Genomic DNA, 14719 nt, shown 5'->3' with positions numbered 1-14719 from the left:
ACAACTGTTTAAATATTATGCGGAAATGATGTTTTTGTCAACCACGCAAACTCGCCTTCGGCGTCCTCTAGATGCTGATGAAGCTTTGACGGAGAAATATTAGCCTTTTATAAGCTTCTTAAATAAAAAAAAAGAAGAAGAGGACATTCCCCTTCTTCTTCCTATGCTTCAGACATTGACTCTCCATATTCCGCTTCCCATTTTGCATCTGCAGCTAGCTGCTTTTTGTGTACCGAACCTGATAAAAACACACTAATCTCATATAGAACGAGTAATGGGATTGCCACTAATATATCCGATATGAAATCCGGCGGCGTAATCATAACTCCAATAAGCACCATGATGAAATACGCTAGACGGCGCATTTTGCGAAGCCGCTGTGGATTCACTAAACGAATAGCTGTCAAAAACATGATGACTAGCGGCAGTTCGAATAACAGCGATATCGGAATGAGCAGATTAAACATAAACGTAAAATACTGCGCGATACCATATGTTTCCTCAAGGTTTAAATGTTGTGATACTGTTCTTGTGAAATTAAAAGCGAGTGGAAAGACGACAAAATAAGAAAACGCCAATCCAATTAAAAACATGATTAGTGCAAATGGAACATATTTAAGCGTGGAACGCTGCTCGTTCTTGCGCAAAGCCGGCTTTACGAATGCCCAAAGCTGATATGCAATAACAGGCAAAGAAATAATTAAAGCGATGACAAATGCAAATTTCATATACATGCCAATGCCATCCCAAAGGGAAAACGTATGTAACGAAATTGTATTAGCAGGCTTCTGGCTCATTAGAAAGTTATAGGTAGGCTGTGCAAATATAAGTCCGACGACTAAGCCTAACGTTAAAATAATAAGCACGTAAATGATACGCTTGCGTAGCTCGCCAAGATGCTCCAAAAGCGGCATCAACCCTTCTTCTCGAAGAAGCGCTTTACGTGATTTATGCTCCGATTTGCTGTTTCCTTCCGATCCCACCTGCACGATACCTCCTTCGCCTAGCGGTAAACCTTTTTTTCAAGAAAAAAGCGGGCCCGATTAATCCGGCAGCCGCTTATTGTCTTTATCACTATTTTCCGAGCGACTCACATCAACACGGCTCGAATCTTTGTCCTTGCGATCACGGTCACGATCATCATCATCCATGATCTCTCTTGCTCCGGATTTAAACTCACGCAATGTCCGTCCGAATGCACGTCCAAGTTCTGGTAGCTTGTTTGGTCCAAATAGTAGCAAAGCAACCAACACGAGCAGTATAACACCTGTTGCACCAATTCCTGACATTTGCCAACCTCCTCGTAATTTTATGTAGCAGCATCATTATTAAGCAGCTCATACTTAACAGCTGTTTAAGCCGCCATATCCCATGCTGACAATATCTTCACGAACAATCGTATCTCCCGCTAAAATCCGCGGCAGCAGCACATCGAATGATGTATATGGATCATGCATGACGCATCCTGGAAGCCCCAATATCGGCACTCCGTTTAAATAACCAATAAGCAGCATTGAGCCTGGCAGCATCGGAGTTCCGTAACTTACGATATCCGCTCCTGTTTCCTTTATGGCTCCAGGAGTGCGATCGTCGGGATCTACCGACATTCCGCCAGTCACTAGTATCATATCATAACGTTGTGCAAGCAAATAGTGTATTTCCTTGACAATTGTTTGTCGATCATCGGGTGCAAATCGCTGCTCTGCAACTTCTGATCCAAGCTCCTCGAGCTTGCTTCTTACTGCCGGACCAAATTTGTCTTCAATTCTTCCGTTAAAAACTTCGCCGCCCGTCGTCAACAAACCGACACGAAATTTACGGAAAGGGCGAACGCGCAGCGGTGAAACTCCGCCATTCGCTTCACGGTATTCGGCTGCAAGCCTCTCTACCGTCTCTACCTTCGATTTGGGTACGACAAGCGGAATGGCTCTGGTTGCAGCCAGCGCTTGTCCCGGCTTAACGACTGTTTTTGCCTTAATCGTTGCTAATGCAATTTCACCCAGCTCATTAATGGCATCAACTAATGCCTTATCAATCTCCGCAAGGCCTAGCTGGTTTGCTTTAATGCTCACCTTGCCCTCATGCGGCTCTGAAAGAATGAGTTTCTCGTCATATAACGCTTCAGCCATTCGAATGGCTGCATCATCCTCATGAAGCTCGTTTTCTCCAAGCTCCATAATATAGATATGCTCCTTGCCAATATCAAGCAGATTAGGAATGTCTGCTTCTACTACGACATGACCTCTTTTGAACAATCGACCCTTAAACTGACCTGGAATAATTCGCGTTAAATCATGAGCCAGTCGCAGCCCGATCGCATCATATACGGAAACTTCTCTTAGCGTAGTCGATCCATGTTGTTCTGTTCCGTTCTCTGCATGATGCTGCTGCTGACTCATACGCTATGTTCCCCCAGTTCTCCGGATAAAATGCCCAGAGCATGCGGCAATTGATCCATGATCGCCATTAAGCTCTCGTGTACGCCCTTTGGACTCCCAGGCAGGTTAACGATTAATGAGCTGCCTCTAATGCCGCAGACGCCTCTTGAGAGCATTGCTCTTCTTGTTTTTTGGAGAGCGCCCATGCGCATCGCTTCCGCTATTCCCGGAACAGCACGGTCAATAACCTTGAGCGTTGCCTCGGGCGTAACATCGCGCTCTGCAAGACCTGTGCCGCCCGTCGTAAGCACAAGATCCGCATGGAAGTACTCTGTCATTTCAATAATGGCTGCCATTATTTCATCCTGCTCATCCGGTACAATCCGATAATCAATAATTTCTCCACCCAGCTCTTCCTCAACCAATTCACGGATAACCTGGGCACTCGTATCCTCACGTTCTCCACGTGATCCTTTATCGCTTGCTGTCAAAATTGCTACTTTCCACCGCATTTACCATTCCTCCCATTCCTATTTCGCTCATGGGTTTGACGAAATTCGATAATCGCCGCTTTTTCCGCCCGTTTTTGAAACCAGCTGCGTAGGACCGATAACCATATCCTTTTGCAGCGCTTTGCACATGTCGTAGACCGTTAGAGCTGCGGCAGACACGGCTGTCAGTGCTTCCATTTCCACGCCGGTTTTTCCTGTTGTCTTTACTGTACCTTCTATGTAAAGCTCATCCGTTCCGTTATCGCTAAAAACCACATTGATGCCTGTGAGCGGTAGCGGATGGCACATTGGAATCCAATCTGACGTTTTTTTGGCAGCCATAACTGCAGCAACCTGAGCCACAGCCAGTACATCGCCCTTCCCAATCTTGCCAGCCTTAATTTGTTCTAATGTATCTCGGTTCATCGTTATCCTAGTTTGAGCGACTGCCGTGCGGGAAGTGACTTCCTTGTCAGAGATGTCTACCATTCGCGCCCGACCCTGCTCGTTAAAATGTGTCAACTCCACCTCAAACGCTCCTTCTAGCGCTAATGAACGGTTCGCCTTTAACGTTCATAGCTCGCTTGGCAATCATTCAGCTGTATTTCCTCTAAACTAAATACATGTTTTTTTCAGTAATCAAGCCATCCATTTTCAAATCATGCCCCTCGAGAGGCACCTCATCGATGAGCTGCGCCTCGAACGCTATTCCAAGCCAGTACTGCTTAGAAGCATTGTTTTGAACAGATTCAGCAAATCGGTCATAATAACCGCCCCCATAACCAAGGCGGCCCCCTTGAAGGTCAAAGGCTAGTCCCGGCACAAACACAACACCCAGTTCACAATTGTCCTTAAAAGGCTGCGCCGTATTCGGATTCGGCTCCATAATCCCATATGCACCAGGTATCAGATCATCCCAGCTCCGCAAGGTATAGAGCTCCATGGAACGATCTGCTGCGATGCATCTTGGCGCAATGACTTCTCGCCCTGTTCGCCAGCCCCATTCAATGAGACCTGACAAATCAAGCTCGCTCCGAAAAGAAACGTACACCATAAACGCGGCAACCGAATGGCTTTCAATAAAAGCCATCGCTTTCGTGCAAGCTGCTTCTGACCATAATCGCCGCTGCTCGACTGGTAATTTATTTCGTTTTATCGTTATCTGACTTCGTATGTAAGCCTTATCGCCCCGTTGATTTGGTTCAACCAAAAGCATTCACCTATTCTAGTTCCCATCATTTTCTTTCATTAATTGTAGTTTAACATTGTTGTGCAACTTTCGCCAATGCTAGCGCTCGTTTATGGTACACTAATATGTAGTATGAGCATTCGTTCTTTACCATTTATTTGTTGGAGGTTTCAAAATGCTGCTGCAGGTTTCTAACGTAACAAAAAGCTACGGCGTAAATGTCGTATTATCCAATATTTCGATGCAAGTGCTGGAACGAGAACGTATTGGTCTCGTAGGTGTGAACGGTGCAGGCAAGTCTACACTGCTCAAAATCATTGCAGGCGAAATGTCCGCAGATTCTGGCGCTATTCATAAAGCCAAAGAAACTAAAATTGGTTATCTCGCTCAGAATAGCGGATTGCAATCCAATCGAACGATTGGTGAAGAAATGCTTGCCGTTTTCTCGCATCTAATTGAAGCAGAGCAAGAGCTTCGTGATCTTGAAGTGAAAATTGCAGATCCCGAACTTCATCAGGATGAGAAACGTTATACAGCCATACTCGATCGTTATGCCAAGCGTTCAGATTGGTACCGCGAGCAAGGCGGTTTCGAGGTCAACACGCGTATTAACAGTGTTCTTCACGGTATGGGTTTCGGAACATTTCCAGCTGACACTTTAATATCAACATTAAGTGGCGGCCAGAAAACACGGCTCGCACTCGCTCGCATATTGCTTCAGGCACCGGATCTGCTTATGCTTGATGAGCCTACCAACTATCTCGACATTGAGACTTTAACGTGGCTAGAGTCCTATTTGCGCGGATATTCAGGTGCCATCTTAGTTGTATCCCATGACCGTTACTTCCTAGATGCTCTTGCTCAAACCATTATCGAAATCGAGCGTCATACCTCCAAGCGATATACTGGAAATTACAGCCGCTATATGGAGCTGAAAGCTGCCGAGTACGAAATCAATATGCGTCAATTCGAAAAACAGCAGGACGAAATTTCGCGTATGGAGCAATTTGTCCAACGAAATATTGTTCGAGCTTCAACGACCAAACGTGCACAAAGCAGACGGAAAGCTTTGGACAAAATGGATCGGCTGGACAAGCCGCAAGGTGATTTAAAAAAAGCTCATTTCACATTTGAAATCGAGCGTTCGACAGGCAAAGACGTACTTGCTGTTAATGAGGTTTCCGTTGTTTTCCCAGGTAAGGACACACCTATCTTTAAAAATGTATCCTTCCAGCTCACTCGTGGTGAAACCGTTGCATTAATTGGTCCGAACGGGATTGGGAAATCAACACTGCTAAAGGTTATTGTCGGTCAAAATGAACCAACAACAGGTACAATTAAGTTTGGAACTCACGTCAAACTCGGTTACTATGACCAAGAACAAACGAGGCTGAACGGCCAAAATACTGTTCTTGAAGAGGTCTGGGGCAGTTACTCCCATATGGAGGAGGCACGTATTCGTACGGTGCTCGGCAACTTCTTATTTAGCGGCGAAGACGTACTCAAGCGAATTTCTTCCCTTAGCGGCGGTGAGAAGGCACGTGTATCTCTAGCGAAGCTTATGCTTGCAGAGGCCAATGTCCTTATTTTGGATGAGCCTACCAACCATCTCGATCTATTTAGCAAAGAAGTTCTTGAAGCTGCATTGCTTGACTATGAAGGAACCTTGCTCTTCATTTCACATGATCGTTACTTCCTAAACAAGATGGCTGAACGAATTGTCGAACTAAAGTCGTCAGGTACTGATCATTTCCTAGGAAATTATGACGAAATGATAGAGAAAAAAAGTGAAATCGAAGAAGCACGGCTCGAAGCACTGTCAAAACAGGCTTCAAACTCAAAAACAACAGCCGTATCCGACATTTCACCTGCCAACTCTTACGAGGCAGACAAGCAAGCAAAACGTGAAGAACGTACACGGCAGCGTAAAGTTGAACAATTAGAACTGGAAATCGCTACGCTGGAGCAGCAAATAACCGATTTGGAGTTACAGCTCACTGATCCTGCGATTTTTAATGATTACATCCGTATTCAAGAAATTCAAGCTGCCATTGAAGCTGTTAAAACCTCACTATCGACCGCATATGAGGAATGGGAACAATACATGTAAGTTTCGTAAATCAATTCGTAATTCAATTAAAACCGGCAGCTTAAGGATAATCCTTTAGCTGCCGGTTTTATTCATTCCTATCCTACTTAACCACCTAAACAAACTAGGGTTAACTAACCTAATTCTAGTATTGTTCTAAGCTGATCAAGCCTAAACKCTGTGCTTCCTTTATTGCTTCCGAGCGGGACCGTACGTTGAGTTTATCAAATATACGCGACAGCTGATATTCGACATTTCGCTGGCTAACATGAAGCATAGCTGCTAATTCTTTATTGCTAATTCCAGTAGCTACTTCATGTAATATGGTCTGTTCTTTCTCATTAATAGACACATCTTCAACAGCTACTTCTGTCCGTCCGATCGTTACTTCATGCCTTCTAAGCTGCTTTAACAGGGTGATCGGAATAACCGTGTCCCCTCTCATGGCACATCGAATCGCATTATGAAGCTGTTCTCTTGATACTGTCTTGGAAATAAAACCAGAGACGCCTGATTCGATCAGCAAGTTAAAATGCGAGCCAATCTCATAGCCCGAGTAAATAATAACCTTGCGCTCCGGATCCTGTTGAATAAGACGTTTCGTTAATTCCAATCCACTAATGCCAGGCATATTCAAATCACATAAAATGAGATCAAATTGCTGGATTTGTACAATATCGAGCGCCTCAATGGCGGACAAAACGACCGATACCGACATCTCGCTGTCTTGCTCAATCATTGTTTTGGTTCCTTCTCCGACAGAAGGATGATCATCAACTAATAAGATACGAATCACGCGATATACCCCTCTCCGATCTACCGGCTGTCATGATCTCTGGCAGCAAGATGACAACCTCTAAGCCGTTACCGCTTTCCGAATAAAATGATATGTCACCTTCCAGACCAGTCACCCGCTCTTTAATGCCTGACAAGCCCATATGTTCAAAAGAAACACTCATTTGATTTACATCCATACCGACACCATCATCTTGATATCGGAAATATATCGTTCCTTTGCGCAGTTCAAGCTCAAGAACAACTAATTTAGCTTGAGAATGTTTGTCCGCATTACGCAGCAATTCCTGTACGATCCGGTAAATCGCCGTAATTTGTTCCTCGTTAAGCGGACGATTAAATGATTTTGCACGAAAATCCACTGCAAAGTTAACACGCATTTGAGTATGCTCGATAATCGATTCAACAGCCTCGACTACTCCCATCTCCTTCAAAAGCGGTGGACGCAGTTCATTACAAGTTTCACGAATTTGATGGATAACATCGAGTAATCCTTCTTTAATATCCTCCAGCTCGCGTCCCAAACTATTCGAAATCGGATAGTCCATCATAATGGCTTCAAGCTTCCGGTACCAAAGCAGCTGATCTTGCAGCGCTGAGTCATGCAAGTCAGCAGCAAGTTTTCTTCTCTCGTTCTCAGACAAACAGAATAGAAGGCGCAGCACCCATGGTGAAGTTGAATGCTCTTTGCGAACCTCCGACTCTAAATCCTCAATTAAACCTTCAATTAAATATAGATTCTCAAATACGATGCTGGAATAATTGGACATCGTCTTAAGCCAACGAAGCTCGTCCGAATTAAACCGCGTATGATTGGTTTTCATGCCGATCCACAAAATATGATACCTAGACCGTTGTCTGCCGATTACAAGACCGAGTCCATAAGGCAGCTCGATTAACTCGCCCACCTGTAAGGAATTTACAGTTCCGAGCAAAAACTCAGCAGTGATAAGTTCCTCAGGATGATCGCCCATCGGGTATACGGTATTCTCCGATTGCTCAATAAGTAAAAAAGTAATCCGACTAACTGGCAGCAGATCACTAATCTCTTGTTTAAGCACAGCTTCCAAATCGCTTTGCTTCATTACTCTAGCGATTTTTCGCGAGAAACGATCCAGACTATCCTGATAACTATACATCGCCTTAAAGAGCTTAGGTCTGAACCTTTGATCAATTTGTTCCTTCCCATATAAAAACAACGTCATTCCGATGTAAATGACAAAAAATACGCCAAACCACGCGGACCATGACGGATTGTTCTCTCCTAGTAATACAAACGCTACAAGTGCCGCCACAATGACAGCTGGAATAAAGGCTAGCGCCGTATAATATTTAAATCTAGTTAGAATAAAGTCAATATCAAATAATTGATTTGAGGTAGACAGATAGAAATAAACGATAGGTAATAAGAATAGGAATAGCGCAGTAAAAGCGGCTGGAAAAACTTGGTCCTTGCCAATAATTTGAGGCAGCAAGTTCATTAATGCAAACGGAGTAAAAGCAACTAGATGCGAGATCAACGTGATTGTGAACAGAGAATGCAGCTTTGTACGCCGATGCTTTATAAACTTTCGCACAAGCATATAAACGCATACAAAATTACCTATCAGCACAGAACTGCTATAGGCTATTTGAATATAGGTATAGATGTTATTTGACGCTAAATCTGTCCAGATATAAATTAAGCTTATGATCCCTACAAAACCCACAATCCCATATAAAGTGTTCAATATTGATTTACTAATAAAATGAACATCGAATCGCTTTAAATAAATGTTCATGAAGCTCATAAACAGCAATGGTATGTTGGGTAGAACCAAATAAATAATAGTAAGCCCAACAGAATCGCTTCGACTTGATGCTGCAGAACTATAGTAACTTAAGCCAATCGAAATAAAAAACAAAATAAGAATGATTACAGCCTTATCATTCCTTCGTTTTGCATACAAAAATCCTGAAAACGCACAAAAAATAATGAGTGAAACACCAGGGATATACAACTGAATCAGCAGCTCCCATAACGAATGGTCGCCTGTCCACCCCTTGGGAAACTCAATTTTCTGTGTAACTTTATCCTTATGTAAAACAAGAACGTAATCTGCGGATTCAATTGAATTATATTTCTTTACATACTCAAAATCCTGTACTGAATCACCGTTTATTTCTAAAATCTGATCGCCTATTTCAATACCTTTTACATCCGCTTGTCCAGCTGGTTCTATCGACTTAACAAAATAACGATTACCTGGCTCCTCCACTAGTACAGCACCGATTGAAGGAATTCTTACGATTACCGAGGTTAAATATAAAACAGAACCTAACAAGACAAACAGGAAGAGGATTGCAACAATTCGGTTAAATAAGTTAGGTCTCATGCACTCCTCTTCCTTCCCTACAAATCAGTATGCTAATTCCACATGTATGCGTAGCCGCTATTTTTTTCGTTTTTGTTCTTTAGTTCGCCAAGAAGAGCGCGTTGTTCAGCAACTGAAACACCTGCTACTTGCATTTGTCCACCCATAGCCATAGACATTTTTTCAGTGTTGCTTACCAACTGACGAATAGCTTCTTTTAACATATTAACTCCTCCGCTTCTCTACTACTATATTAGTAATCTTTTCTTCTTCTCTACTATAACAGGAATAGATACGACAGGAAACGCAAAAGTGATTCGTATTTACCGAAAGACGTTTTGCGTGGTTTGTTGTTATGCATTTTTAGAGTTTATTATGTGCAAAAATTCCGCTTTCCAAGGACTTATTTCCTGTATGGAGTCTACTAATTCCTCAAAGCGATTATAGTGCATCCGACTCATGACAGAGCCATATAATATAGTTCCTGTTCTTTCACAGGTTTCAAGAAAAAGCTCTCTTTTCATCGCAATTTCTTCGGAAGTTAACCGGCCCTCAAAATACTCTTTAATCCAGCGATCTTCTTCTGCTTCTCCTTCTATTAAATACAGAGTAAGCAAGGTGCATTTACGTTGAAGAAAATCACTTTTTTCATCCCATCGCAGCAAATCTCGGAGGTCATTCTGAATTTGAGCTGAAACACCTATTTCTAGCGCATATTCTGCAACGGTATCATTCCAATGGCGACCAGCCAACATTACGCCGGCCATACACGCTAGTTGAAGAAGCGTAGCAGACTTTTGTTTTACGACATCCAAATAGGATTCCTCGTCGTTCATTTCATTCATAATATCAAGCATTTGACCATTTGCGGCCTTCAAAAGCTGCGCATTCATCATTTCTGTGAGTGCCAATCGAATCTCATGATTAGATGTGCTGCTTAACATTGCTTGCTGCGACAAAGTTAGTAGAGAGGAGGCTACATGAATGGCTATAGGCATTGGGACTTTCATCCAAGGCTTGCTTGGAACATCCTGATCCTGCAAATCATCCAATATATCCGACGCCAAAATAAATAATTCGACTGCAGCAGCTGCTTTTATGGGGTCTTCGCCTTTTCCGCCAAACATGCGGTAATGAATAACCGTTAGTTGACCAAATCGAATCGTCTCTTCAAGCTTGTCCGCAATAAACTGCTCTGCATAACGTGCAAGAGGCTCAGCTGTAAAGAAACGCTGAACCAATAATCGCATGTGTTGACCAATGAGTGGAATACAATCGTTCACAATCGATCCTCCGCCAAATCAAGATCATTATATTATACTACTAAATCGTTACATAAACATACGCTGAAATACAGTTACGAATCGTCCTATCCGATGTAGTGTCCTTATGCCGTTGCAGTCGCCTCTGCGCTTTTGTTTTTTTTGCTTTTGATCTTCTTGCTTCTGACTCTCCCCCTCATTCATTTGACTGATTAAGTTTGTAATCATCTCCATTCTCTTCTCCAATAGTTTTCTGCGCTCGACTGACGGACTTTYGATGCGATCTCGATGATCCATTTACTAAAAAGCCCTCCTTGAGGAATACATGTGCAATAAACATACTCTTAGTTTTTGTTTTTCTTATATGCTGACACTCCCATTCATCTCAACTGCGTGATGCATATAAACGGCTTCCATTGTCATGCCGCCACCAGGCAGCTGTGCAATAAGTGTAGACGGGTTATCGCAAGTAATGAATTCTCCCTTGCGCATCACGCATACGCGATCGCAATTGCGCTGAATTTCCTCCATATCATGAGAAGCGACAATAATTGTTTTCCCTTGTTGTCTAAGAATCTGCAGCAGTGACCAATAATCACGTTTGGCTTGCGGATCCAGTCCTGTTGTGGGTTCATCCAAAAATATGATTTTTGGATCGTTCACCAATGCGATAGCTAGTGCCGTACGTTGTCTCCAACCGCCTGATAAACGTTTAACTAGTTTATCCGAATATGGACTAAGCCCAAACTGTTCAATGATGTGATCCAAATTATTTTTCCGTTTATAAAAACCTTGGAAAAGCTCCATTGCCTCTCGAACATTCATTTTATCTACTAAAGTTGTGCTTTGCAGATGAATTCCGATGTCTTCCTTCAATTTTTCTGCATCCAGCACCACATCATGTCCATAGATCCGTATACTGCCTTGGTCGGGCATACGAATCCCCATTAGCATCTCTAGCAACGTCGTTTTTCCCGCGCCGTGCGTACCGATAATACCGAATATTTCACCTTCGTTTACTTTGAAGGAAACCTGATCTACTGCCTTATTCGCACCATAGTACTTGCTGACCGAGCTTACCTGAATGATCGTTTGCTTATCCATTCCTTGGTTAACCTCCATTCACACTTAAGCATTGCCTATCACTAAAAGCTATAAGGTGAGATTTATGTTTTGGTATGCGTCATAGTTTCAAGATAACGCATACCGTTAACTTTTTCACCGAAAACCTGTCTAGTAATTCACGCAATTTTTTTGCGTGACCGCAATGCTAGCGCAAAACAAAAGGAAGCTTACTAATGATTCCAAAAGTTGCTATAAACAACCAATCACCATTATCCACAGAGATATCAACAGTTCTGTATAAATTGTTAGTTAATTCTGTCGATAGTACCTACGTATAAGAGTAGCATTTTAGCGGAATCCGTCGTTTTATAGGTACAATTTCTTACATTTATTTATTTTATCCACGTTATACACATTATCCACAGTTAAACACCGCAAATAATATCCCCTTTCCGTTCACAATATTGATCTTTCGTAAATCCAGTGTTTTCGGGCATTTCACTCTTTTATCCACAAAATGAAGCCTCTTTGTGGATAACTTTGTGCACAACACTAATTTTGGTAATTTTTATGGCTATTTTCTAATACCGATATAAAGTAAATGTGAAGCTGAACCTAATAAATGAATATTTTCAGCAGAATCATAAATCATTTGCATGAAATCGGAGAATTGTTTGTTTCCCTGAGACCTCCAATAATCGAACTGCTCCGATGTAAGGGCTCCTGCAACGCTGGAGGAACCAATCAACTTGACCGTTTCAAATCCTTGCGCTTCCATAAACGGCGTAATCGTATCGATATCATAGTAATAGGCTCCCGTGAATCTGCCTTCATCTTTATGATTAAAAACGCCCGAATCCATAAACTGCTGAATCTCATCCATTGAATCGAGAGGCTTCCAGCTTTGCGGATAAGCAAGAGCATTTAGCAAATGCCTAATACGTGTCATAAAGGCGATAAACACATACCCCCCACTCCGTGTTACACGATATAGCTCCTTAACCGCCTGTTCACGATCCTCTTCCTTCTGTAAATGATAGAGCGGCCCCATCATCAATGAAGCATCAAAAGTCTCGTCTGCAAACGAGCTCAAGCTTCTAGCATCTGCAACGTGGAAACCTTTAAAACGATCTGCCAACCCAAACTCCTCTGCCTTCTCAGCGGCTAATTGTACCAGCCTTGGGGTCAAATCTGTTAACGTGACATCATAGCCGCTATCAGCTAGTTCCATCGCATATTTTCCAGGACCGGCGCCATTATCCAAAATATGTCCACTCGCAGGCAAGTAATTTCGAATAAAATGCCAGTTGACGATAAACTCAAGGGGCGCTCTATCGAGACGCCCCCATTCATCAAACTGATTATAATATTGAATAATTTTACTCATCACATATACCTCCTTGAGGTTTTATGCCCACAGCAGCGCTTATTCCCATAATAGAAAGAACTCACTCTACTATGGGAAAAGCAATCCGTTGGCCTTATGAGAAATTAGTTGGCAGCTTTAGTTTGGATTACTTCTACTACTCTGCTGCCTGTCGTCATAACTGCTTGATTGCACGCTGAAACATAGGCTTGAGCGGCTGCAAGCACAATATCACTATGAATGGATGTACCGCGGAATCGTTTCTGTTGATGAATAATGCTGACGACCGCTTCACCGTGAGCATCCTCGCCAGTTGATAGCGAATGAAGCTCCAAATCCTCGAACTCCGCTGCTACTGGAATCGCTTGTTGAATGGCATGGATCACTGCCTCAATAGGGCCGCCTCCCATTGCGATATAAGATTGTTCTACACCAAACTCATTCTCACGGATGGTAACCGTCGCTGTACGTGAAGGCTGCGTACCCGCGTGAACATGCAGATCAACCAGTACATATGGATCTGGCTGCGTCTGTGTCAGCTCACCTGCGATACGAATCAATTCATCATCTGTCACGATTTTTTGAGCATCAGCGACTTCCTTGAATTTATCGTACACATCCTGCAGCTGCACTTCTGTCATATCGATGCCATACTCAGCAAGGCGATGTTTAATCGCATGGCGGCCGGAATGTTTGCCTAATATAATCATGTTCCGCGAAATGCCCATCGCTTCCGGATCCATAATTTCATACGTGTTACGGTTTTTCAGCAAACCGTCTTGATGGATGCCCGATTCATGCTGGAATGCATTGCGGCCAACGATTGGCTTATTGTAAGCAATCGGGAAATGCATAGCGCGACTAACCAAACGAGAGGTTTCATAAATTTCGCTAATTTTAATGTTTGTTTCTGCTTGAATAGCATCCTTGCGCGTTTCTATTGCCATAACCAGCTCTTCTAGAGAGCAGTTGCCCGCGCGTTCGCCAATCCCGTTTACAGTCACTTCAATTTGTGTGGCACCTGCATTAATAGCAGAAATACTGTTAGCTACAGCAAGGCCTAGGTCATTATGACAATGGGCACTATATCTCACCGTTTCTCCGCCTCTGGCTTGCTTGCGCACCGCGCGGAACAGCTCGCTCATTTCCTCTGGCATAGCATAACCAAGCGTATCCGGCAGGTTAATGATAGTCGCACCTTCCGCAATAACCGCCTCAACGAGCTGAATGACAAAGTCTCTGCCAGATCGTGTGGAATCCATTGCAGAAAACTCGATTTCATCTACGAATTGCTTGCCGTAAGCAACCATATCTCTCGCGATCTTAATGACCTCTTCCCGAGATTTGCGAAGCTGATGATTAAGATGAATATCGGAGGAGGATATAAACAAGTGAAGGCGTCTGCGTGCTGCATCCTGTGTCGCTTTCACTGCAGCGTCAATATCAACCTTTACCGCTCTCGCAAAACCTGCGATCTCTACATGCTGAAGCTCACGTGAAATTTGCTGTACAGCCGCGAATTCGCCTGGGCTGGAAACCGGGAAACCTGGCTCAATAACATCAATGCCAAGCTTGCCAAGCTGGCGTGCAATAATAATTTTACGTTCAGGATCAATTGAAGCACCTGGTGACTGCTCGCCATCACGAAGAGTTGTATCAAAAATTTGGATTTTTTTCATTTCGTTTGTCATTGTTAATTCCTCCTAGGGATTCGTTTGGATGTATTTTTT

General features: G+C 43.1%; 15 protein-coding genes. 1 reads left to right on the top strand and 14 read right to left on the bottom strand.

Annotated features, from left to right (window positions below):
- Positions 1–161: 161 nt before the first annotated feature.
- From tatC to AC1DSE_RS09410, 6 genes are all read right to left on the bottom strand, one after another.
- A complete protein-coding gene (tatC, locus tag AC1DSE_RS09435) occupies positions 162–914 on the bottom strand; it encodes a twin-arginine translocase subunit TatC (protein WP_076269790.1) in 753 nt (250 codons plus the stop codon).
- 129 nt (positions 915–1043) lie between these two features.
- On the bottom strand, positions 1044–1289 hold the full coding sequence (gene tatA / locus AC1DSE_RS09430) for a twin-arginine translocase TatA/TatE family subunit (RefSeq protein ID WP_339207243.1): 246 nt from the start codon (positions 1287–1289) through the stop codon (positions 1044–1046).
- 54 nt (positions 1290–1343) lie between these two features.
- On the bottom strand, positions 1344–2399 hold the full coding sequence (locus AC1DSE_RS09425) for a molybdopterin-binding protein (RefSeq protein WP_477510319.1): 1056 nt from the start codon (positions 2397–2399) through the stop codon (positions 1344–1346).
- On the bottom strand, positions 2396–2890 hold the full coding sequence (locus AC1DSE_RS09420) for a MogA/MoaB family molybdenum cofactor biosynthesis protein (RefSeq protein WP_054026672.1): 495 nt from the start codon (positions 2888–2890) through the stop codon (positions 2396–2398). The genes AC1DSE_RS09425 and AC1DSE_RS09420 overlap by 4 nt, the downstream gene beginning before the upstream one ends.
- 27 nt (positions 2891–2917) lie before the next feature.
- Complete coding sequence (gene moaC, locus AC1DSE_RS09415; RefSeq protein WP_339207238.1) at positions 2918–3397, bottom strand: cyclic pyranopterin monophosphate synthase MoaC; 480 nt, start codon at positions 3395–3397, stop codon at positions 2918–2920.
- Positions 3398–3479: 82 nt separating this feature from the next.
- Positions 3480–4079 carry a 5-formyltetrahydrofolate cyclo-ligase gene (locus AC1DSE_RS09410; RefSeq protein WP_477510320.1) on the bottom strand — a complete coding sequence of 200 codons (600 nt, stop codon included), beginning with the start codon at positions 4077–4079 and terminating at the stop codon, positions 3480–3482.
- 154 nt (positions 4080–4233) lie between these two features.
- Here AC1DSE_RS09410 and AC1DSE_RS09405 point away from each other — a divergent pair, with 154 nt between their 5' ends.
- On the top strand, positions 4234–6168 hold the full coding sequence (locus tag AC1DSE_RS09405; RefSeq protein ID WP_339207234.1) for an ABC-F family ATP-binding cassette domain-containing protein: 1935 nt from the start codon (positions 4234–4236) through the stop codon (positions 6166–6168).
- A gap of 124 nt (positions 6169–6292) precedes the next feature.
- Here AC1DSE_RS09405 and AC1DSE_RS09400 read toward each other — a convergent pair whose 3' ends face one another.
- The 8 genes from AC1DSE_RS09400 to AC1DSE_RS09365 all read right to left on the bottom strand — a co-directional run bounded on the left by AC1DSE_RS09400 (position 6293) and on the right by AC1DSE_RS09365 (position 14680).
- Positions 6293–6943 carry a response regulator gene (locus AC1DSE_RS09400; protein WP_477527622.1) on the bottom strand — a complete coding sequence of 217 codons (651 nt, stop codon included), beginning with the start codon at positions 6941–6943 and terminating at the stop codon, positions 6293–6295.
- Complete coding sequence (locus AC1DSE_RS09395) at positions 6921–9317, bottom strand: ATP-binding protein (RefSeq protein ID WP_477510321.1); 2397 nt, start codon at positions 9315–9317, stop codon at positions 6921–6923. The genes AC1DSE_RS09400 and AC1DSE_RS09395 overlap by 23 nt, the downstream gene beginning before the upstream one ends.
- Positions 9318–9349: 32 nt before the next feature.
- Positions 9350–9520, bottom strand: coding sequence for a competence pheromone ComX (locus AC1DSE_RS09390; protein WP_339207229.1), 171 nt, complete (start codon positions 9518–9520; stop codon positions 9350–9352).
- Between the two features lie 129 nt (positions 9521–9649).
- Positions 9650–10579, bottom strand: coding sequence for a polyprenyl synthetase family protein (locus AC1DSE_RS09385; protein WP_477510322.1), 930 nt, complete (start codon positions 10577–10579; stop codon positions 9650–9652).
- Between the two features lie 48 nt (positions 10580–10627).
- Positions 10628–10855 carry a hypothetical protein gene (locus AC1DSE_RS09380; RefSeq protein ID WP_477527621.1) on the bottom strand — a complete coding sequence of 76 codons (228 nt, stop codon included), beginning with the start codon at positions 10853–10855 and terminating at the stop codon, positions 10628–10630.
- A 63-nt stretch (positions 10856–10918) separates the two neighbouring features.
- The gene (locus AC1DSE_RS09375) at positions 10919–11662 is read right to left on the bottom strand and encodes an ABC transporter ATP-binding protein (RefSeq protein WP_076269663.1); all 744 of its coding nucleotides are present in this window, start codon (positions 11660–11662) and stop codon (positions 10919–10921) included.
- Positions 11663–12197: 535 nt separating this feature from the next.
- Positions 12198–13010: a class I SAM-dependent methyltransferase gene (locus AC1DSE_RS09370; protein WP_441877370.1), complete on the bottom strand. Its 813-nt coding sequence runs from the start codon at positions 13008–13010 to the stop codon at positions 12198–12200.
- Between the two features lie 104 nt (positions 13011–13114).
- Positions 13115–14680, bottom strand: coding sequence for a 2-isopropylmalate synthase (locus AC1DSE_RS09365; RefSeq protein WP_441877373.1), 1566 nt, complete (start codon positions 14678–14680; stop codon positions 13115–13117).
- Positions 14681–14719: the final 39 nt, after the last annotated feature.

The organism is Paenibacillus sp. 01L418, assembly GCF_056400045.1.
Note: the sequence above shows the minus strand (reverse complement) of the source record. Positions and strands in the feature narration are given on the sequence as shown.

Coding starts and splice junctions, on each gene's coding strand:
- tatA (WP_339207243.1), bottom strand. CDS start 1,289: ATGTCAGGAATTGGTGCAACAGGTGTTATACTGCTCGTGTTGGTTGCT.
- tatC (WP_076269790.1), bottom strand. CDS start 914: ATGCCGCTTTTGGAGCATCTTGGCGAGCTACGCAAGCGTATCATTTAC.
- AC1DSE_RS09425 (WP_477510319.1), bottom strand. CDS start 2,399: ATGAGTCAGCAGCAGCATCATGCAGAGAACGGAACAGAACAACATGGA.
- AC1DSE_RS09405 (WP_339207234.1), top strand. CDS start 4,234: ATGCTGCTGCAGGTTTCTAACGTAACAAAAAGCTACGGCGTAAATGTC.
- AC1DSE_RS09370 (WP_441877370.1), bottom strand. CDS start 13,010: ATGAGTAAAATTATTCAATATTATAATCAGTTTGATGAATGGGGGCGT.
- AC1DSE_RS09375 (WP_076269663.1), bottom strand. CDS start 11,662: ATGGATAAGCAAACGATCATTCAGGTAAGCTCGGTCAGCAAGTACTAT.
- AC1DSE_RS09390 (WP_339207229.1), bottom strand. CDS start 9,520: ATGTTAAAAGAAGCTATTCGTCAGTTGGTAAGCAACACTGAAAAAATG.
- AC1DSE_RS09395 (WP_477510321.1), bottom strand. CDS start 9,317: ATGAGACCTAACTTATTTAACCGAATTGTTGCAATCCTCTTCCTGTTT.
- AC1DSE_RS09365 (WP_441877373.1), bottom strand. CDS start 14,680: ATGACAAACGAAATGAAAAAAATCCAAATTTTTGATACAACTCTTCGT.
- AC1DSE_RS09420 (WP_054026672.1), bottom strand. CDS start 2,890: ATGCGGTGGAAAGTAGCAATTTTGACAGCAAGCGATAAAGGATCACGT.